General features: G+C 67.0%; 11 protein-coding genes. 5 read left to right on the top strand and 6 right to left on the bottom strand.

Features of this window, described 5'->3' with window-relative positions; genetic code table 11:
- Positions 1-7: 7 nt before the first annotated feature.
- The 6 genes from QFZ27_RS09130 to QFZ27_RS09105 form a co-directional block, all read right to left on the bottom strand.
- Positions 8-1225, bottom strand: a complete 1218-nt coding sequence (locus tag QFZ27_RS09130) for a serine hydrolase domain-containing protein (protein WP_429225884.1) — start codon at positions 1223-1225, stop codon at positions 8-10.
- Between the two features lie 63 nt (positions 1226-1288).
- A complete protein-coding gene (locus tag QFZ27_RS09125) occupies positions 1289-7519 on the bottom strand; it encodes a hypothetical protein (RefSeq protein ID WP_429225882.1) in 6231 nt (2076 codons plus the stop codon).
- 33 nt (positions 7520-7552) lie between these two features.
- The gene (locus QFZ27_RS09120) at positions 7553-9166 is read right to left on the bottom strand and encodes a D-alanyl-D-alanine carboxypeptidase/D-alanyl-D-alanine-endopeptidase (RefSeq protein WP_429225880.1); all 1614 of its coding nucleotides are present in this window, start codon (positions 9164-9166) and stop codon (positions 7553-7555) included.
- A 21-nt stretch (positions 9167-9187) separates the two neighbouring features.
- Positions 9188-10756, bottom strand: coding sequence for a D-alanyl-D-alanine carboxypeptidase/D-alanyl-D-alanine endopeptidase (gene dacB, locus QFZ27_RS09115; RefSeq protein WP_429225878.1), 1569 nt, complete (start codon positions 10754-10756; stop codon positions 9188-9190).
- A gap of 96 nt (positions 10757-10852) precedes the next feature.
- Positions 10853-12508, bottom strand: coding sequence for a ShlB/FhaC/HecB family hemolysin secretion/activation protein (locus QFZ27_RS09110; protein WP_429225876.1), 1656 nt, complete (start codon positions 12506-12508; stop codon positions 10853-10855).
- A gap of 1095 nt (positions 12509-13603) precedes the next feature.
- Positions 13604-14461 (bottom strand): MurR/RpiR family transcriptional regulator, encoded by an 858-nt coding sequence (locus QFZ27_RS09105; protein ID WP_429225874.1) that lies wholly within the window; start codon positions 14459-14461, stop codon positions 13604-13606.
- A 101-nt stretch (positions 14462-14562) separates the two neighbouring features.
- On the opposite strand from QFZ27_RS09105, the gene QFZ27_RS09100 reads away from it, so the two are divergent.
- The 5 genes from QFZ27_RS09100 (at position 14563) to QFZ27_RS09080 (ending at position 20158) form a co-directional block, all read left to right on the top strand.
- A complete protein-coding gene (locus QFZ27_RS09100; RefSeq protein ID WP_429225872.1) occupies positions 14563-16182 on the top strand; it encodes an ABC transporter substrate-binding protein in 1620 nt (539 codons plus the stop codon).
- A 64-nt stretch (positions 16183-16246) separates the two neighbouring features.
- The gene (locus QFZ27_RS09095) at positions 16247-17224 is read left to right on the top strand and encodes an ABC transporter permease (RefSeq protein WP_429225871.1); all 978 of its coding nucleotides are present in this window, start codon (positions 16247-16249) and stop codon (positions 17222-17224) included.
- The gene (locus tag QFZ27_RS09090) at positions 17221-18120 is read left to right on the top strand and encodes an ABC transporter permease (protein WP_429225870.1); all 900 of its coding nucleotides are present in this window, start codon (positions 17221-17223) and stop codon (positions 18118-18120) included. The genes QFZ27_RS09095 and QFZ27_RS09090 overlap by 4 nt, the downstream gene beginning before the upstream one ends.
- The gene (locus QFZ27_RS09085; protein ID WP_429225868.1) at positions 18117-19127 is read left to right on the top strand and encodes an ABC transporter ATP-binding protein; all 1011 of its coding nucleotides are present in this window, start codon (positions 18117-18119) and stop codon (positions 19125-19127) included. Before QFZ27_RS09090 ends, QFZ27_RS09085 begins: the two co-directional genes overlap by 4 nt.
- Complete coding sequence (locus tag QFZ27_RS09080; RefSeq protein ID WP_429225867.1) at positions 19124-20158, top strand: ABC transporter ATP-binding protein; 1035 nt, start codon at positions 19124-19126, stop codon at positions 20156-20158. Before QFZ27_RS09085 ends, QFZ27_RS09080 begins: the two co-directional genes overlap by 4 nt.
- Positions 20159-20192: the final 34 nt, after the last annotated feature.

Below are 20192 nucleotides of genomic sequence, written 5' to 3'. Positions count from 1 at the left end.
ACAATCCCTAGTCGGCTTTCGATGTCTTGACGATCTGGTAAAGGGTGGCGACGGCCTCGTTGAGCCTGCTGGTGCCCTCCGGCGGCTGACTGTTGGTTTGGACCGTGATCATCAGGTCCTCGGCGGCGATCCAGACATAAAGCGTCCGATAGCCGAGGGTCTCGCCTTGGTAGAACCATTGCGCGCCCATGGGCCCCAGGATGCGGTTGCCCAATCCCAGAGAGAAGCCGGCCGGATCATCCGCGGAGACGGCGGCGATCGGTTCGCCCGTCTTCATCGAAACCAGCTGCATCCACTCCTGCTGCTGCTTCGGCGGCACCACCTTCCCGTGGAATACGGCGCGCATCCAGCGATCGACGTCGCGGGCGCTGGAAATCGCGCCGCCGGCGGCTTGCGCCCAGGAGGTGCTGGCCTCTCGCATGTCCCGTCCCATGATCGACAGGTTCCACGATTCCTTGCAGCCGGGCTGGTAGTCGGCACACGCCTGGTTCTCGAAGTAGCCATGCGACAGCCGGTTGATCACCGATTCCGGGTAGGTTCCGGCCTCATAGAATGTCGAGTACAGACCATGCGGCTCGATGATGAGATCATGGACGAGGTCGCGATAGCTTTTACCGGCGGCTTTTTCGGCGATCTCGCCGGCGAGGACGTAGTTGGTATTGGAATAGAAATAACCACTGTTTTTTGGAAGCCTGCTGGTCGTGCTCGGATACGCGGCCGCGACCAGCTCTTTCATCGTGAAGTCCCGCTTGGGCTGGTCCGCCCAGGCGCGGGACATCCATTCGGTCTCGGAGTAATTGGGAATGCCGCTCGTCATGTTGAGGAGACGGCGGATAGTAACATCCTTCCACGCCGGATACTCCGGTAGCCACTTGCCGAGCGGGTCGTCGATCGAGAGTTTTCCCGCCGCTTCGAGCTTGAGGATCACCGCGACGACGAATGACTTCGACGTGCTTCCCATCTGATAGAGGGTGTCCTGGCCAACCGGACCGGCGCCCGGGTCGCGGCCCACTTTCCCGGCGAAGGCTTCGATTGCCGGTCCGGCATCGCCGAAGCTGATATACGCGGCGATGCCGGTAACCTCTTCGATCGGCGCTCGCGCCGCCAGCCAGGCGGTGAGCGCAGCCTGGACCTTCTCAACCTGAGTCGACTCGGCCGCCAGAGAGACATTGGCAGCCAGAGCGATGCCGGCTCCCAAGAGGACCGAAAGCATTCCATTCTTCATCTCGCGCTCCCGACTGTCGTTGCGACGATGCTTCCGAAGGCCGTTATGTGCCGGTGCAGGGGTTCAGAACCGATAGCCCAGCCGACCCAGGCCGGCATGTGAGGCATAGCCGTCGCCGACCTCGGCGCTGTACTGCATTCGAAAATCCCAGTTCGTGCTGTTCAGCACCTCGGCACCGAGGGTGAACTTGCCCAGCACGTCCGGAATGGGTGTCGTGGCGCGGAAACCCCGGCTGCCCGGCTGGCCGGCAAAGCGCGCCGTCGCCGCCCAGTCGCCATTGGCGTTGAGCTCGATGCCGGCGCTGGCGAACGGGCGCAGCACCGCGGTCCCGCCGATCGGGATGCGCCGGCCCACCTCCATCGCGGGAATCGCCGTGAAGGCCGTCGCGCCCTCGGATTCGACGGCAAGGTCGAATGCGCCTGCCCCTGTCTCGGTGTAGCTGTTGCCGTGCACATAGGTCAGGTGCAGGTCGAGGCGCGGCTGCACGTACCAGTCCGCGATCGGCGCCTGATAGGCAAGGCGCGCATTGGCACCGACATGCCAGATGTTCGGCGAGGCGTCCGCGGTCCCCCGGAAGCTGCCGGCTTCGACCGAGCGCTGGCTGTCATACCAGCCATAGCCGAAGTCGAGCGCACCCGAGGCCTGCCACGGCCCGGTCTGGTAGCGCAGCGTCGCGCCGAGCAGCAGGCTGTCGCCGCTGACCCGCGAGCCGCCGTCATCGCCGCGCAAGCTGCTGCTCTCGTACCCGATGGATCCGCCGAGGAACCAGGCGGGTGCGATCTCGCGCTGGCCACCGGCCTGCAGGGTCCAGGCGCTCGTATGGTAGCCCAGCGCGTCGCGGTTGCTGTCCTGGTCGGCCACGCCGCCGTAGGCGCGCGCCCAGGTGCAGCTGGCCTCGTCCTGCGTCCGGCCGGCGCCCTCGAAGGTCGCGCATTCGTCCAGCATGTTGGTGACGAAGCCGTGGCTCGAGCTGTAGCGGAGGGCCGCGACCGCCCCGACCGTCTGCCCGGAGAGGCTGTTCAGCGCCCGCGCATAGCTGCTTCCGTCCCCGACCCCGGCGAGCGCGGTGAAGCCTTCGTCGAACCCGGCGCCGCTGTCCCAGAGCTGCTGCAGATGCGCCGCCACGCGCCGCTGGTTCCGGCCCAGCGGGCCCGCCGCCGCGCTGAACTCCGCCACCGGCTGCACCTGCAGGCTATTGCCGGCTTGCTGCGTGTCGAAGCGGTAGAGATAGGGTCCGCTCGCCGTCAGGCCCGGATCGACCGCCAGCCCCCCGGTTGCGTTCAGCACCGTCACGGCGCGGTTGGCGAGTGACACCGGATGCACCTCCACCATGCCGCCCAGCCGCGCATCGCCCTGAACGTCGAGGAGATCCGCCGTGCCGATGCTGTGGTTCGTCTCCACCACCAGGCGGCCCGTGGCGCTTTGAACGAGGTCGCCCGTCACGGTCGTCCGGCCGATCGCGCCGGCGCCGCCGACCTGCAAGCTGCCGGCGTTGCGGAGCTGGCCACCGTTCAGGTCGATGGCCGTGAAGGCCTCGATCACGCCGCCGGGACGGTTGTCCACGACATTGCCGGCCCCGCTGTTGAAGATGATGTCGCCCGAGATCGTTCCCGTGTTCGTGACCTGGGTGTTGCCCGCCGGCGTATCGGTCAGAATCGCCAGGCGATTGAGCGAGAAGATGATCCCCGCATTTCTGATGTAGTTCCCGCTACCGCCCATCAGCCGGATGCCCGCCACGTCGCGCTCCGATATGGGTTGACCGCCGGGGAAGGCAGTGTCGGTCAGGCCGCCCTGAACGCTCGATTTGCCATCGATCAAAATCTGGATCCCGCCTGAAGATAATGTTCCATCGCTCTGGGCGAAGATGCCGGGCGACCCTGCCCCCGACGCCGAGACCATGCTGCCGATGAGGTCGATAAAAATATCACCGCCGCTGCCGGCGCCGCCGGCCGTGCCCCGCGCCTGGATCTTGTTCTGGGAGCCGTCGGCGTTGTTGTAGTTCACAAGGCCGCCGCCGCCGCCGATGCTTTGCGCGAAGATGGCCGGGGCATAGTCGCCCGTGGTCTGGATGCGGGCGAGATCCGCAAAGATCGAGACCTCCCCGCCAAAGCCGGCATTGGACTTCACGGCCGGCGCCGTACCCGTCTGGTAGTCGCGGACCGAGGACGGATCGCCGGCGAAGCCGCCGCCGCCGCCGATGCTCTGGGCAATGATGCCGTAGGCGCCTTTGCCGGCTGTGAGAATCGCCGTGCCCGTTTCGAGATCAACGTTGACGTTGCCGCCGTTGCCGCTGGCGCCGCCGGGGCCGCCAGGCCCGGCCGCGCCGCCCGGCAGGACGACCTGCCCCCCGACGGCTATCCCGCCGCCGCCCCCGATCGACTGCGCCAGGATGCCATGCGCGTCCAGGCCGGATGTGGTGATCGGGCCGCCCGTGGTGACTGAGACGGCCCCGCCGTTGCCGTCGACGCCTTTCTGGCCGCCGAACGTCAACGTCAGCCCATGGACGTCGGCAACGCGTCCTTGCGGGTTGATGACGATCTTGGAGGGATCGAAGGTCTGGTCGGTGGTCATCGTCCGGACCAGCCCGCCGCCGCCCCCGACACTCTGGGCAAGGATGGCGATGCCGTGCTTGCCGGTGGTGGTGATCGCGCCGTCCGTCGTGACGCCGACGGTGCCGCCATCCCCGCCGGTGCCGCCATTGCCGCCGATCCCGACGGAGAGGCTCTTCAGCGAGCCGCTGACGGTGCCGGCCAGCGATCCTTCGCCGCCGCCGCCGCCCACGCTGTGCGCCAGGATGCCGAAGGCGGCCACGCCCTGCGTCAGGATGTGGCCGCCCGTCTGGTTGGCCACCGTCACGGCACCGCCGTTGCCGCCGCCACCACCCGTGCCGCCCACCCCGATCGCGGTCTGGATCGGGTTGTCGTCGGCGGCGCCGCTGGTCGACGTTGCGGCACCGCCGCTGCCGCCGCCGCCGCCGACGCTCTGCGCATAGATGCCGTCCGATTGGGCGCCATAGGTCGCGATCCCCCCGGTGTTGGTCGCATTGGCCGCGCCGCCGTCGCCCGCGGCCCCACCGCTGCCGCCGACCGACACCGAGACGTTCATCTGCTTCGCCGTGCCGTTCTCCGGATCACCCGCCTGCGGCTGCGAGAAGATGCCGTTCAACTCGTCATAGGTCGCCTGGATCTCCTGACCGATCTGCCCGATCCGCAGGATGCCGTCGCCGAGCTTGGTGACCGTCTGATTGAGGCCCAGACCGCCTGCCAGGATGTCGAACAAGGCCTTCGCATTCGAGAAGTCGGGTGATCCGCCGGCGGTTGCACCGCCTTTGCCGCCCTTGCCGCCGCCGCCGCCGATGCTCTGCACCGACAGGCCGATCGCATCGGTGCCGCGGGTCACGATGCTGCCGCCATTCGTCACCGTGGCCGTGTTGCCGTTGCCGCCCGCGCCGCCGCTCCCGCCGACACCGACGGCAAGGCTGAGATTGCCGCCGCCGGCCGTGGCGACTCCACCCCCGCCGGCGCCACCGCCCCCGCCGACGCTTTGGGCAAACACGCCATCGGCCCCGTCGCCCACCGTCGTCACCGCACCGGTGTTTTTCAGATCGACGGTGTCGGCGTGGCCGCCGGTGCCGCCGGTCCCGCCCACGCCGACCGAGGCGGCGAAGCTGCCCTTTGCCTTGCTCGCCGATGCAGAGGCATCGCCGGCGCCGCCGGATCCGCCGCCGCCGCCGACGCTCTGGGCAAAGACACCGTAGGCATCCTGGCCCCGTGTGGCCACCAGCCCTTCATTGGTCACCGTCACCGCGCCGCCGGTCCCGCCGGTACCCCCGGAGCCGCCGACCGCCACCGCGACCGAGATCTGAACGCCGCCCTGGCTGCCGCCGGAATAGGACGCCGCCGTGCTGTCGCCACCCGTGCCGCCGCCGCCGCCGATCGATTGCGCCATCACCCCGATGGCTCCGTCACCGGCCGTGGTGATCAGCCCCGAATTGTCGAGTGCGACCTGGCCGCCGGTGTTGCCCGCCCCGCCCTGGCCGCCCATCGCCACCGAGATCGAGATGGCGGGGACCTCCTTGCTCGGCGAGAGATCCACCGCGCGCGCGGCCGCGGCCCCTCCCGTTCCGCCCCCGCCGCCGATGCTCTGGATGAGGATTCCGGTGGCATCCGCGCCGTAGGTCGTGACCTGGCCGGTGTTGCTGACGGAAACGTTCCCCGCCGGGCCGCCGCTGCCGCCGCGGCCGCCGACCGCGACCGCCGCAGTCGGAAGGGCGTTGGCGGCAAAGGTGAACGCCGAGCCCCCCTTCCCGCCGCCACCGCCGATGCTTTGCGCCTGGATGCCGGCCGCATGATCGCCATAGCTGGTGATCAGCGACTTGTTGGTGACGTTCACCAGGCCACCGGCGCCGCCGCCGCCGGCGTCGCCGCCGATCGTCATCGAAAAGAAGCCGACGCCTGTCGAGGCCGCGCTGCCGCCGGCCCCGCCGGCCCCGCCGATGCTCTGGGCCAGGAGGCCCGCGCCGCCGAGCGTGCTGGTGGAGGCGAACACACCGTTCGTCAGGTCGACATTGACCATTCCGCCATTGCCGCCGAGACCGCCATTGCCGCCGATGGCAATCTGGGTGCCGATCGAGATGTCGTTGGTGTCGCCGCCCACGCCGCCGCCGCCGCCCACGCTTTGCGCCACCACCGCGATGGCGCTCTTGCCGATGGCGATCACCGAGCCGTCGGGCGCCTGGACCACGACCGGGCCGCCATCCCCGCCTGCGGCCCCGGCGCCGCCTTGGGCGAAGAAACTCGCATTGCCGCCAGTGCCGCCGGCACCGCCGACACTCTGCACCACGGCGCCATGGGCGAGCGTCCCCGAGGTTCGGACGGTGCCCGTGCTGGCAGCGTTGCCCAGGATCAGGGTGACACCACCGCCGGCGCCCGCGAACCCGCCGCCGCCGGCCTCGCCGACGCCACCCGCCCCCTTGCCGGCCCCGCCGGCGCCGCCGTTGGACTGAATCAGGACGCCCTGACCGCCACTCTGGCTGGTGGAATAGGCGACCGAGCCGAGAATGGTGGCGTTGGCAGTCCCGCCATTCCCGCCATTCCCGCCGCTGCCGCCTCGCTGCCCAAGCCCGTCGCTCGAGGGCCCGCCATCGCCGCCAGCGCCGCCGATCGCCGAGACATAGAGTCCGGCGCCGTTCGAATTGAACGGACCCAGGTCGACGGTGACCCCGCCGCGGCTGAAGGACAGAATGGCTGTGCCGCCATTGCCGCCCGCACCGCCATCGCCACCTTCGACGGTGAGGCCATAATCTCCTATGCCGCCGGTGCCTCCGGTCCCGCCAGCTGCGGTGGCAAGCAAACCGAATTGCCGGGTCGTGACAGTGCCGCCCAGCCAATTCAGCGACACCGAGCCCGCCTGTCCGCCATCGCCGCCATCGCCGCCGTATGAGTCCGCCAAAGCGTCATAGTTGACGGAGTTGCCCCCGTTTCCGCCCGCACCGCCGCTGGACAGCGCCGAAACGCCGACATTGTATGCCTGGATCGATCCGCTTGCCGAGAGCACGACCGATCCGCCGGAACCGCCTTGCCCGCCAGCGCCCGAGAACTTGTCCCCGGTTCCGTCTTCGCTGGAATCTCCCCCCCTGCCGCCCTCGTTGCCTATGGACGACACGTAGAGTCCGTAACCCGCCAGACCGGTCTTCGGATCCGGAACGAAGGTGCCGTCGAACCCGACGGTAATATTGCCGCCCGCCCCGCCGGCACCGCCATTGCCGCCCCGGTTTTCGTCCAGGCCGGTGCGGCCGCCTTGACCGCCGGCGCCTCCAGCTCCACCAATGCTGGTGATGATTGCGCCGAACGTCTCGAGGTTAGAGTCAGGGTTGCCTCCGCCGATGATGGTCAGAGCCTTGTTGACGCCGGTGATCTGCGCACCGGGCTGTCCCGGGCTGCCATCGCCGCCGTTTTCTTCGTAGTCTCCGTCGGCCCCGACACAGCCAGCGAAACCCAGCGACGCCACGCCATAAGGCTTCAGCGGCGGATTTTGGCCGAAGGTCTGGTTCGAGAAGTTCGCCGTGACCGCAGGCGGCGGAGACGGATTGCTGCTCGAGTTGCACTGCGCCTGCGCCTGCGCCGCGCTGGGGACCGTGATCTGGGCGACGGCGATGCCGCCGAGCGCCAGGGCGATCCATGACCCCGAGAGGCGTCCTGGACCCGGGTCGGCTTCTCCGGCACCGCTCTGGCGGTCCGCGAGGCCGCCTTCCGTTGTTGTGCAGGACCCGTCTGCTTTCCACCACCCGGTCATTGTGTTCCCCCCGTCTCGACACCGGCGAACCGGTCAGTTGAGGTCGTAAAGGATCGCCGATATCTCACCCTCGTCGCCGAAGACCTCGATGACGTCGGCGATGCTGCTGATCGGCGTGACGTTGTTCACGTAGACGACATAGGCGAGCAGTTTCCCCGCCCTGGATTTCAGGTATCCCGCGAAGACCTGGGCCTTGAGCGTATCGCCCGCGACCGTCGTACCGGTCTTCGCGAAGACCCGTCCGATGGCCGGCGCAATGACCGGATTCGGCGGATCGACGCCGACCGTCGCCAGAGACCCGTCGACACCAAGAACCGGAAAGGCGTCGAAATACACTCCGGCCCCCTTCGTCCTCCGCATCGCCGCGAGGAGATCCGTCACGGCGGTGGGCCTCGCACGGCTGTCGGGGCTGCCGCTGCCGTTGGTCGGGAAGTCGAAGCCGTCGGGACGAAGCCCGTATTCGGCCACGAGCGCGGTCCGCTCGGCCGCAAGCGCGGTCCCGATCGTCCTCGCCCCCTTGGTCAGGCCGAACAGGACCAGGCTCAGATTGGCGCCGAGATTGTGGCTGACCTTGAGGATCAGCCTGGCGTACTCCGAGTACGGAGGCGACGTGAGCCGGGCGACCTGCGCGGTCCGCCGATACGCGTTGTCCGGCGGCAGCTTCGCACTCGGATTCGGGCCGGTGGCCGCCGCCTTGACGGGTACGCCCGCCCGGCCCAGCGCTTCGATCAGCGCCGTGCGCGCAAAGGCCGACGGATCGGGGATCGGAAACGTCCGGACCAAGCTTGGCACGCCGGGCAGGGCAGGTTTGTACCCGACCGGTATCTGGCCCTTGACGATCCCCCGTCCGGGGTCGCCGGGCGAGGTCTCCAGGGAGATGTCGAGCGGTTCGCCGGCGGCGACGGTCCGCACCTCCGACGTGACCGCGAAGGCCGCGGTCTTCGGGCGCCAGTCGACATTTGCCGGGCGTCCGGCTTCGGTTGGCAGGATCGTGACGTCGATCAGGTTGTCGTTCACGATGATCGGTGTGATCAGGACATTTCCGTTCGGCACCCGAAACTGGTCGAAGAGGCGATCGTCCACGACGACATCGCCGGCGACGGCCTTGATGCCGGACGCGGCGACCTGCCCGGCGAGGAGGTCGAGGCCGGCAAGCGGATCGGGCTTGGTCAGGATCGCGCTGCCGAGCGAATTGGCCTCGGTGTGGTCGAAATTGGTGAAGGCGACCTTGCCGTCGGCGGTGGTCCGGCCGCCGAGGGTCAGGTCGCCGCTGGCGACGAGGACGAGGTCGCCGTGCAGGGTTCCGTCAGGCGCTACTTCGCCGACACGATAGACCGGCGTTTCGAAACGATGGTCGATGCCGAGCGCATTCAGCGCGAGACCGACCGAGAACAGCTTCCGCACCGAGCCCGTGAAGAATAGGGCGTCTGTGCCATAGGACGTCGTCGTCGCCCCCGAGGAGAGGTCGATCGCACGCAGCCCCCAGACCGCCCCGGAATAGCGCGGCGCATCCATGATCGCACGGATCGCCGGGGGCAGATCGGTCTGGGCCGCGGCCGAGCCGGTCGCGGTGCAGCCGAGCAGCGCCGCGGCGGTCGAAGCGGAGATCAGGGCGCGTCGCACTCTGTTGACACCGGGTCGGTCCATCTCGTCCTCCTGGATCGCGGCCTAATAGGCCTGCTGAATCGCAGCAGCGATCGCGGCGATGTCGTGATCGGCGGCAATGAAATCCCCGATCGAGGCAAAGGGCGCCGTGTTCAGGAAGATCGCGAACGCGAGATCACGACCACTTTTCGCCTCGATATAGCCGACCTGCGTCTTGGCGATGATCACGCCCTGATAGTCTCCGGGCGCCATCGTGATCCGGGTGCCGTCCTTGATCTGGATATGCCCGGCCGCCGGGGTTCCGACCCCGTTCGCGGCCTGTGTCCCATCCACGCCCAGGATAGCCATCCCGTGCCGTATCGACCCTCCCCAGGGCTCCTTGACGATCCGCGTCAGCACCGTCGTCTGATCGGCGGGGGCGGTCTTGGCGTGGTCGTCGGAACCGGCGCCGTCGAAGACATAGGTGCTCTGTCGCGACACGCCGAGGCGGTCGAGCAGCTCCAACTCCTTGCCGATTCCCGCCTCGCAGTCGCGGCTTCCGGCTTTCACGGCGGCAAGGCACAGCAGCAGGTGGGCGCCGCGATTGTAGCTGACCTTGAGAACCACCTTGACGTATTCGGAAAGCGGCGGTGAGACGTGCTCCGCCACCTTGGTCCCGGCAGACAATGCCGCCGAATCGGGCAGCTTGTCGGCGGGGTTCCGGCCGAGCGGGTTTGCCTCGACCTTCACATCGGCGCGCCGGAGGGCTTCGATGAAGGCGGTCCGGGCGAAGGCAGCCGGGTCGGGCACGTGCCAGATGTTCAAGGTGGGCGGAGATCCGGCGGCGATCTCGCCCGTGACGCGGACCTCTCCCGGGGCGGGCGTTTCGATCCTGATGGGCTTCGGATTTTCCGCGACCGTCATCACCTCGGCCACCACCTTGGTCGCAGCGGTCTTCGGACGCCAATCGATCGTCGCCGGCTGACCCGCACTGGCCGCCGTCGTCACGATGTCGATGACATTCTCGTTGAGCCAGATCGGCGAGATGATCCCGTCGGTCGGGTCGCGGTAGGTGTCGAACAATCGTGTATCGATGATGACGTCGCCTCTGACTTCGGCGATGCCGGACGCATGGACTGCCTTCGCCAGGTCGTCCAGGGCGGCCAGCGGGTCGCTCCCCTTGACCAGGGCGCCTCCGGCAAAGCCCGTATCGGCATAGTTGTGGTCGATCTCCGGGAAATTGTTGAAGCCGAGCGTGCCGTCCGGCTGTTCGCGCAGGCCAAAGCTGAAATCGCCTGACGCGACCAGGACCAGATCTCCGTCAAGCACGCCGCCCGACACCGCCCCGGCCCGGTAGACCAGAGTGTGAAACCGGTAGTCCGGTCCATACAGGTCGAGCACGGTGGCCGAGCTGTAGACCTTCATGATCGATCCGGGCGTCAGTGACCGATCGCCCCCCTGATCGATGAGCACGGCACCCGTGGCGAGATCAGCCACGCGCATCCCCCAGCTCGTATGCGCGTAGGCTGGTTTCGACTGGATTGTCTCGATTTGGGCCGAAACGCTTGCGGGCACGTCGCCCGTGACCGGAGCCAGAGTATCGGCCTGCGCCTCGCCGTAAGCAACGGCAAGGCTGACGAAGGTGACGGCCATTGCCACGGGCATCATTGGGATTCTGAGCATCAGGCTACCCCCTTCGGGTCGATGTGATCATCCGCAGGCCGGGCTCGCGGACAGCAGGCTGTACGGCTAGAACCGCGCCCCGACGGCAAAGCGGAACAGGGCGCCATCGACGTCGAGCTTCGGCTCGTCCTTGTAGGCCGTCGCGACATAGGCCATGGCGTTGAAGCGCTCGCCGATCACGGTCTGGATGCCGCCCCCGACCGAACCGAGCGAGGCGACGTCGTAGTCTCTGTCGGGCGGATTCCAGACCGCGCCATAGTCGACGAATCCGAACAGGCTGAGATCGGTCAGCCATGCGATGCCGGTGTCGATCCTTTGCCGAAGCTGGAACGCCGCGGCAATGCCGTTATCCCCGGTGATGGAGGCGCTGTCGAAGGCGCGGCTATAGGGCTCGCCTCCCAGGTCGAAGCGGACCGCCGAGGGAAGCTCGGTGAAGGCGTGCTGCCACGCGAACTGCAGTTGCGCCGAGAGGGACTCCGTGATGTCGCGCGAGAGCGTGCCTTGCCCGAACACATAGGTGAAATCGTCGTTGTCGGTGTCCGAGCCGAGGCCACTGAAGCCCTGGCCCAAGCCGGCCTCGGTGACGATGGCGATGCCGGCGACGGTCGTGTCGTAGGTGGCTGTCGCCGTCAGCCACCGGTTGCTCTCCCGCACCGCCGGATCGCCGTTGACGTCGACCGCGATATCCTTGCCGTTGATCGCGACATCGGCGACCAGGCTGTGATCGATCGCGCGGACGATCGCGTATCTCAGGAAGGCCTTGCCGAACGTGGTCTCGGCGTGGATGTCGTCGTCATCGTCCTCCGGATTCGACCAGACCTGGCCGAACTCGTACCCGGCGAAGAATCCCGACGGCCCGAGCGGGAACAACTGCCCGAACCGCAGGAAGACGAGCTCGTCCGGGTCGGCGGGATTCGTCACCGCCAGCGCTTCGGTGCCCTCGAACAATCCGAGAGCGTCGTTGAGGCGCGCGATGCCGGAAAGCTGCAGCGGCCCCGTGGCCGGCGTACCGAGATTGTCGAGACGGGCATCGAGCCCGAACCGTGTGGCGTCGACCTTCAGCACCAGCCGTCCGGCGGCCGGGTCATCCTCGACTTTGGAGATGTCGGCTTGCACCGTGACGCCGGGGATATCGGCGATGAGCAGCAGGGTGCGCTCCAGGCTGGAGATGCGGACCGGTCGCATCGCCACCATGCGGTCGATATAGGGCCTCAGCCTCTCCTTCAGATCCTGTCGATCCGACTCGACGACAACGTCGCGGATATAGGATTCATAGACGACGATGCGGATGCGGCCAGTGGCGAAATCCTGTTGTGGAACCAGGGCCGCTCCGTAGTAATCGTTCTCGCGATAGACACGTTCGATCCCGTCGACCACCGCTTTCAGATCGGCCAGCGAAATCTCTCGTCCGATCAGGTCTTTCCAGAGCGAAGAAAAGGCGGCTGGACCGAGCGTCCTTGCGCCTTCGAGATCGATGTTGCGGAGCGTGAAGCGGACGGTTCCGAGCTGCTCGACAGGCAAGCCGGCAACCGGGGCGGCGTGCGTCACGGAGACGCTCGGAGGGCGTCGCGGCGGCGGCTCGAACCGGTCGATGACGGTCGTCTGCTCTCTGACGATGCGATCGGCGTCCTGCGCCTCTGCACGAGCGACCAGTACCCCGAACAGGTTCATGGCGGTAAGACCCAACGTGACCGTGAGACGAGGCCGGCCAGTCCGTTTCATCCTCCATCTCCAAAATGATCTATCCAAGCATTAAACTGTCCGCACCCTGATCGAGCACTTTACTGTAATAATTCTTAATTTGTCCCAAATTAACGAAAATAGACTAATGCTTCAATCCTTATGTCCGACCAAACTCCCTCAGACTCCGTCAATGATGTCGATTTTCGCTCCCAGATTGCTGATCGATCGTGACCGGTAAAGGCCTCATGCCTATCAATACTGCAACGGTGTAGAGCGTCATCGTCCCTTGTGTTCACCGAGATCGAAAGCGATCGTTCCAGATAATCGATTCCAGGTGTATAGAATTTTATGTCTTTTCCTGGCAAACGACCCTGGAAATCGGCAGGATCAGCGGGCAAGACCAGAGGCGGATGGGAGAAGGCGTGGCGCGCGACATCGATCGGAAGCTGCGGGTAACGGCGACGCTCCTGGAGCGCACTCTGCCGGGGTCAGGCTGGCATGCACCGTGAATTTGGGCGCACCCACGTCCAGTTCCAAGCGCCCGTCCCAAATTCCGCTTTGAGCCGGATGCGTTCATGGCGCGTCTCGTGGGCCAGAGTCGAATTGCGAAATGAGCAGCGCCTACCGTCACGGCGCCAACCGCGTTGGCCCGCCGTCCGATGGTGAAGGCATAGTCGGGGGTGCGACGTGCGCTACTCCCTTCTGGCCACGGTACTCGAGGCCGGCTTAGTCTTCTGTTTGTGAGTGCCGCGGGATGCAGAAAGCCCCGCCTTATGGGGCGGGGCTCTGGATCAGATCTCGATGTGTATCGAGTTATAACAAAGGTGGTTGCGGGGACACGCAACGAACTGCGCTCTTGCACGCCCACGCGCGATCATCTGAGCAGTGTCCAAGATCCAAGCTTCTGGCGGCCCTGCGTGCTTGCCCGGCCCGGCTACCAAATAGTGCCAAGGCTAGGCATGGATCGGTCACCCGAAAGTGCCTTCTCATCAGGTTGCATTCCATGCCCCCACTTCGGCGAACGCGAAGGCGCCTTCGCGTTCGCCGCCGGGTGGGCACGCGTGCGGCAACCGTCCGTGGTTGTCGCGACACGAAAACTGTCTGGTTCGACGCGATCTACCGAATGCTGGAGCGTCACTCCGGCCGATAGCTCTCGGCCAACTTCGTATGCACGTCGATCCCTTCGGAGCGGCGATTGGAAACCGCGGCGATGATGCCTTCCGCGATCGCCACAGCCGCCGTGGCCGAGTTCGGCAGCAGCGCCCGCTCTGCATGGGCGTAGAAGACCACGTCGGCGTATTTCGTCAGGGGGCTCGTCGGCCGGTCCGTCAGGCAGATGATCGTGGTCCCGTTGTCGCGGCCAGCCTTCGCGATCTCCAGCGTCTCGACGGAGTAGCGCGGGAAGGAGGCCAGGATCAGCAGGTCCTTCTTGCCGCAATGCACCACCCGCCGCATGGCGGAATTCGCCCCGCCGCCGGCGCCCATTTCCGTCGCGTTGCCCCGGCAGAACGGCTCCAGCCCGTGGATCAGCAGCCCCACCACATGCCGGCTCAGGCCCGCGCCGAAGGCGAAGATCCGGTCCGCGGTCAGGATCAGCTCGATGGCGCGGGCGCAGCTCTCCTCGTCGATGCCGGCCAACGTCTGGTTCAGGTTCGTCAGATCCTGCCGAAGCCCGTTCCGGATGACGTCGAAAGGACCGGCGGTCTCGTCGATCTCGTCCCGCAGCTTGGTCGCCGGCGACAGATCGGTGCGCAGCGCGTCGCGTTGCGAGCTGCGGAAGTCGGCGAAGCCGGAGAAGCCGATCGCCTTCGGAAACCGGTTGGCCGTCGCGTTCGAGACCTCGCAGCGGGTTGCCAGCTCGACATTGTTCAGCGTCGCGGCCTCGGTCGGGTTCTTGAGGATGAAATCCGCGATGCGACGATGGCCCGGGCTGAGCCGCTCATAGGCCTTCGCCACCAGCTGCGCGACTTCCGAATAATAAACCCTGCCCATGTCGCGCTCCCTCTTGACTCGTAGCTTTTTTCACGTTTTTCATTGCGACGAAAAAATTTGTTCGTCAACACAAGACGCACACAGCTAAAGGGGGCCTTCACGTGGATATCCGGCATTGGACGAGTTGCGCTGCGGCGCTTCTCCTGCTCGGGTCGAACGCGGCTTCGGCCAAGGATCTGACCATCGGCCAGGCCGCCGAACCATCGGCCGCCGACCCGCACTACCACGATGTCTCGTCGAACAATGCTTTGGCGATGCACATCTTTTCCGCGCTCGGAGTCTCCGACGAAAACAACGCCGTCAAGCCAGGTCTCGCCAAATCCTGGAAGGCCGAGGACGATCACAGCTGGGTCTTCGATCTGCGCAATGACGTGAAATTCTCGGACGGCTCGGATTTCAACGCCGACGACGTGATCTTCACCTTCTGCCGGGTGATGAACAACGAGGGCAGCGTCAACGCATCGTTCTCGGACGAGGTCAGGAACTTCGCCTCGGTCGAGGCGCCGGATCCCTACACGCTGCGCATCACCACCAAGGCGGTGGAACCGCTACTGCCGGAGCTCGTGTCCGAGATCGCGATCCTGAGTGACGGGATCGTCGCGCACGGCAAGATCAGCTTCGACCTGGCCAACAAATGCGGCGTCACCGGCCCCTGGCCCACAGTCGACGACTTCAATTCCGGCAAGGACGCGATCGGCACCGGGCCGTTCCTCCTGGACAAGTACGAGCACGGCAGCGGCATCACTCTCAGCCGCAACCCCCACTACTCCGGCAGGGCGCCGGAATGGGACCATGTGAAGTTCGTCCCGGTGCCGTCCGACGGTCCCCGCCTCGCCGGGCTGCTCTCGGGCGACTACGACTTCATCGACGCGCCGGCGGCCCGCGACATCGAGCAGATCAAACAGCACGACGACCTAGCCTATACGTCCAGGGAATCGAGCCGGGTGATCTTCCTCCAGATGGATATCGGGCGCGACAAGAGCCCGTTCATCGAGACCAAGGACGGCGCCAACCCGTTCCGGGACGAACGCGTGCGGCAGGCCATCTCGATGGCCATCGACCGCAAGGCCATCGTCAGCAGGATCCTGGACGGCTTCGCCGAGCCCGCATACCAGTTCGTGCCGAGCACGATGTTCGGTGCCCTCCGCGACCCGCAGCCGCTGCCCTACGACCCCGCCCAGGCGAAAAAGCTGCTCGCGGAGGCCGGCTATCCCGACGGCTTCGACCTAACGCTGCACGCGACCAACAACCGCTACATCAACGACTCCCAGGTCGCCCAGGCGGTGGCGCAGTTCCTCACCCGCGCCGGCATCCGGACCAAGCTCGACGCGATGACCAGCTCGATCTTCTTCACCCGGCGCGCCAAGCGGGAGTTCAGCTTCGCGATGGGCGGCTGGGGCTCGACCAGCGGCGGCGCGGCGTCCTTCCTGCGGCAATACGTGACGACCGACAACGACGCGCTCGGCATCGGCGCCTCGAACTATGGCGGCTGGTCCGACCCGGACTTCGACAAGGTGCTGGTCCAGGCGATCGCGACCGTCGACGAGACCAAGCGCGCCGAACTCCTCCGCCAGGCCATGCAGATGGCGGTCGACAAGCTCGGCTTCATCCCGCTGCACTTCGAAAGCTCGCTCTGGGCTTTCCGCAAGGGGCTGCACTATCAGGGCCGCATGGACCAGTACACGCTGGCCCAGGACATCACCACGGCCGCGTCGGACTAACGCCCTCCCGTTCCGCGGCCGGCGTCCGACGCGCCGGCCTCCCTCCTTCACCGGGCCGGCAGACATGACGCTCTACGCCTTCCAGCGCCTTCTGCAGAGCATCGCGGTGCTCTTCGCCGTGTCGGTGGCCGTGTTCCTCGCGGTCTATGCCATCGGCAACCCGGCCGACCTGCTGATCAGCCCCGACGCCACCCAGCTCGAGCGGCAGGAGCTGATCGCGCGGCTGGGCCTCGACCAGCCGGTCTGGACGCAATACGCCACCTTCCTGTGGAACGCGCTGCATGGCGACATGGGGACCTCCTTCGTGCATGGCGAGCCGGCCCTTCGCCTGATCCTCAGCCGCCTGCCCGCGACCTTCGAGCTGGTGACGCTGTCACTGCTGGTCGCCAGCCTCATCGGCATTCCGATCGGCCTGTGGGCAGGCCTGAACGACGGCAGCCGCCTCTCCGGGGCGGTGATGACCGGTTCGATCTTCGGCTACTCGATCCCGAGCTTCTGGAAGGGCTTGGTGCTGATCCTGATCTTCGCCGTCTGGCTGCGCCTCCTGCCCGCCTCCGGCCGCGGCGACACGGTCTCGGTCATCGGCATCCCGTTCAGCTTCCTCACTCTCGACGGGTGGCGGCACCTGGCAATGCCCGTGCTCAACCTATCGATCCCCAACATCGCGCTGATGATCCGGTTGACCGCGGCCGGGGCGGCCGAAGCCCGCAGCCAGGACTATGTCAAATTCGCCCGCGCCAAGGGCGTCGGCAGCCGGCGCATCGTCCGCCGCCACATCCTGCGCAACATCCTGAGCCCGATCGTCACCGTCCTGGGCATGGAGTTCGGCTCGCTGCTGGCGTTCTCGACCATCACCGAGACGGTCTTCGCCTGGCCGGGCATGGGCAAGCTGCTGATCACCAGCATCTACCAGCTCGACCGCCCGGTCATCGTCTCCTACGTGATGCTCGTGACCTTCATCTTCGTGGTGATCAACCTGCTCGTCGATTTCGCCTATGCGGCGCTCGACCCGCGCGTGAAGCTGGTGGAGCGCATGTCGTGACCGTCGCCACCCGACCACCGCTGAAAGACACGCCCGCGCGCCGGGCGATCCTCGCCGGGCTGAAGCGCCGTCCGCGCATCCGCGGCGCGCTGATCGCCCTGGCCGCGATCGTCCTGATCGGCCTGCTGCTGCCCCTGCTGGCGCAGCAGTATCCCTACGACCTTGCCTCGTTCAGCATCATGGACAGCCGCCTGCCGCCGGGGTCCGAAGGCATGGACGGCACGGTGTACTGGCTCGGCACCGACAGCCAGGGGCGCGACCTGCTGTCGGCGATCTTCTACGGCATGCGCATCAGCCTGCTCGTTGGCCTGGTCTCGACCGCGATCTCGTTGGCGATCGGCGTCACGGTCGGGCTGGTCGCGGCCGTGCTGGGCGGGCGCGTCGAATCCCTACTGATGCGGTTCGTCGACTTCATCCTGGGCTTCCCTTCCATGCTGGTGGCGCTGGTCCTGCTTGCGGTGATCGGACGCGGCATCGACAAGGTCATCATCGCCATCGTCGTCGTGCAGTGGGCCAATTATGCCCGCATCATGCGCTCGGCCGCACTGGGCGAGCGCGCCAAGGAATATGTCGAGGCTGCCTACAACCTGGCCTATCCCCAGCTCCGGGTGATGTTCCGCCACATCATGCCGAACAGCCTGAACGCGGTGCTGGTGATCGCGACCGTGCATGTCGCCTCGGCCATCACCCTGGAGGCCACCCTGTCCTTCCTCGGCGTCGGCGTGCCGGTGACCCAGCCGTCGCTCGGCCTGCTCGTCGCCAGCGGCTTCGACTATCTGATGAGCGGCGACTACTGGATCAGCCTCTATCCCGGGATCGCGCTGCTGATCCTGATCTTCTCCCTCAACCTCGTCGGCGACCGGCTGCGGACGGCGCTCGATCCGAAACGCGCATGACCGACGACCGGCCCACCGTGCTGCCTCTTACTCCCGTATTGGAGGTGAAGAACCTGCAGACGGTCTTCCACGACGTCCACGGGGCCTGGCCCGCCGTGAACGGGCTCAGCTTCACGCTCACTGCCGGCGAGGTTCTCGGCTTGGTAGGGGAATCCGGCTCCGGCAAATCCGTGGCCGGCTTCTCGATCCTCGGTCTGGTCGACCGGCCGGGAGAGATCACGCAGGGCGAGGTGATCTTCAAGGGCCGGGACCTGCTCGCCCTGCCGCCTGAGGCGCAGCGCCAGCTCAGGGGCGCGGCACTGGCGATGATCTTCCAGGATCCGCTGACGACGCTGAACCCCGTCCTGACGATCGGCGAGCAGATGGCCGAGGCGATCCTGGAACACGCCCGCATCGCCCGCGCCGAGGTTCGCCGCCGGTGCCTCGACAGCCTGCGCAAGGTCGGCATCACCTCTCCCGAGACACGGCTCTCGCAATATCCGCACGAGTTCTCGGGCGGGATGCGCCAGCGGGTGGCGATCGCCATCGCCCTGCTCAACAACCCCGACCTGATCATCGCCGACGAACCGACCACCGCCCTCGACGTGACGATCCAGGGCCAGATCATCGCCGAGATGCAGGCGCTGCAGCGCGAGACCGGCACCGCGATGATCTGGATCACCCACGATCTCGGCGTGGTGGCGGAGCTGGCGGACCGGATCGCGGTCATGTATGCCGGCGACATCGTCGAGATCGGCGCGACCGACGACGTGCTCGACCGGCCGCGCCATCCCTATACCCGCGGGCTGCTCAACTCCGTCCCCGGCGACACGGCGCGGGGCGACAGGCTGCGCCAGATCGAGGGCACCGCGCCGCCGCTGTCCGCGCGCCCCGCGGGCTGCGCCTTCCATCCGCGCTGCGACCGCGCGACCGACATCTGTCGCCGGGTAGAGCCGCCCGAGACCGCCGGGCCGTCCGGCCGGCGCTGGCGCTGCCATCACCCGCTGCCCGAGGATGCCGCCGCATGAACACGGACGCGATCCTCGACGCCGAGGGGCTCGGCCGCACCTTCACCCGACAGCCGCTTCTGGCCGAACGCCTGCTCAGCCTGGTCGGACGCCGGCCGGACATCCCCGTGGCGCGCGCGGTACGGTCGGTCGACCTCAGCGTGCGGCGCGGCGAGGTCCTGGGCCTGGTCGGCGAATCCGGCTGCGGCAAGTCCACGCTGGGGCGGATGATCACCGGCATCACCCGGCCGACCGCGGGCCGCATCCGCTACAACGGCGTCGCGATGGACGAGATGACGCCCAAGGCCCGGCGCGATTTCACCCTCGGCGTCCAGATGATCTTCCAGGATCCCTACGCCTCGCTCAACCCGCGCCAGCGCGTCGGCGACATCCTGGCCGAACCGCTGCGGGTCCATCGTCTGGCGCGGGGCGGGCCGGCCATTCGCGAACGGGTCGACGGGGCGCTGGCCGAGGTCGGGCTCGACCCGTCCTACCGCGACCGCTATCCGCACCAGTTCTCCGGCGGGCAGCGCCAGCGGATCGGCATCGCCCGGGCGCTGATCGTCGAGCCGGACCTGCTGGTCTGCGACGAGCCGATCGCGGCACTCGACGTCTCGATTCAGGCGCAGGTCATCAACCTGTTCCTTGAGCTGCGGGCACGGCGGGCGCTGACCTACTTGTTCATCAGCCACGATCTCTCGGTCGTGCACCACGTGGCAGACCGCGTGGCCATCATGTATCTGGGCCAGATCGTCGAGTTTGCGCCCGCCGCGGAGCTGTTCGCCACCCCGGCACACCCCTACACCCGCACGCTGCTGTCCGAGATCCCTTCGGTCAGGAACCGCAAGCGCCGCTTCCATGCCGTGCGGGGGGAGCTTCCCTCGCCGCTGCGCCCTCCCCCAGGCTGCGCCTTTCACCCGCGCTGTGCCTTCGCCATGGACCGATGCCGCATCGAGGCGCCGACGCTGCGCGCGATCGGCACCGGCCGCACGGTGTCCTGCCACCTCTTCGCCGATGAACGAGACCCAAATGACGCTTCAGTCCCTTCTTGAGAGCCATGGGACCCGTGCGATCCCATTCAATTTC

The sequence above is a fragment of the Inquilinus ginsengisoli genome, assembly GCF_050434925.1.
In the GTDB taxonomy this organism is placed as follows: domain Bacteria; phylum Pseudomonadota; class Alphaproteobacteria; order DSM-16000; family Inquilinaceae; genus Inquilinus; species Inquilinus ginsengisoli_B.
The sequence above is the reverse complement of the archived record's forward strand: the minus strand, read 5'-3'. Positions and strand labels throughout refer to the sequence as shown.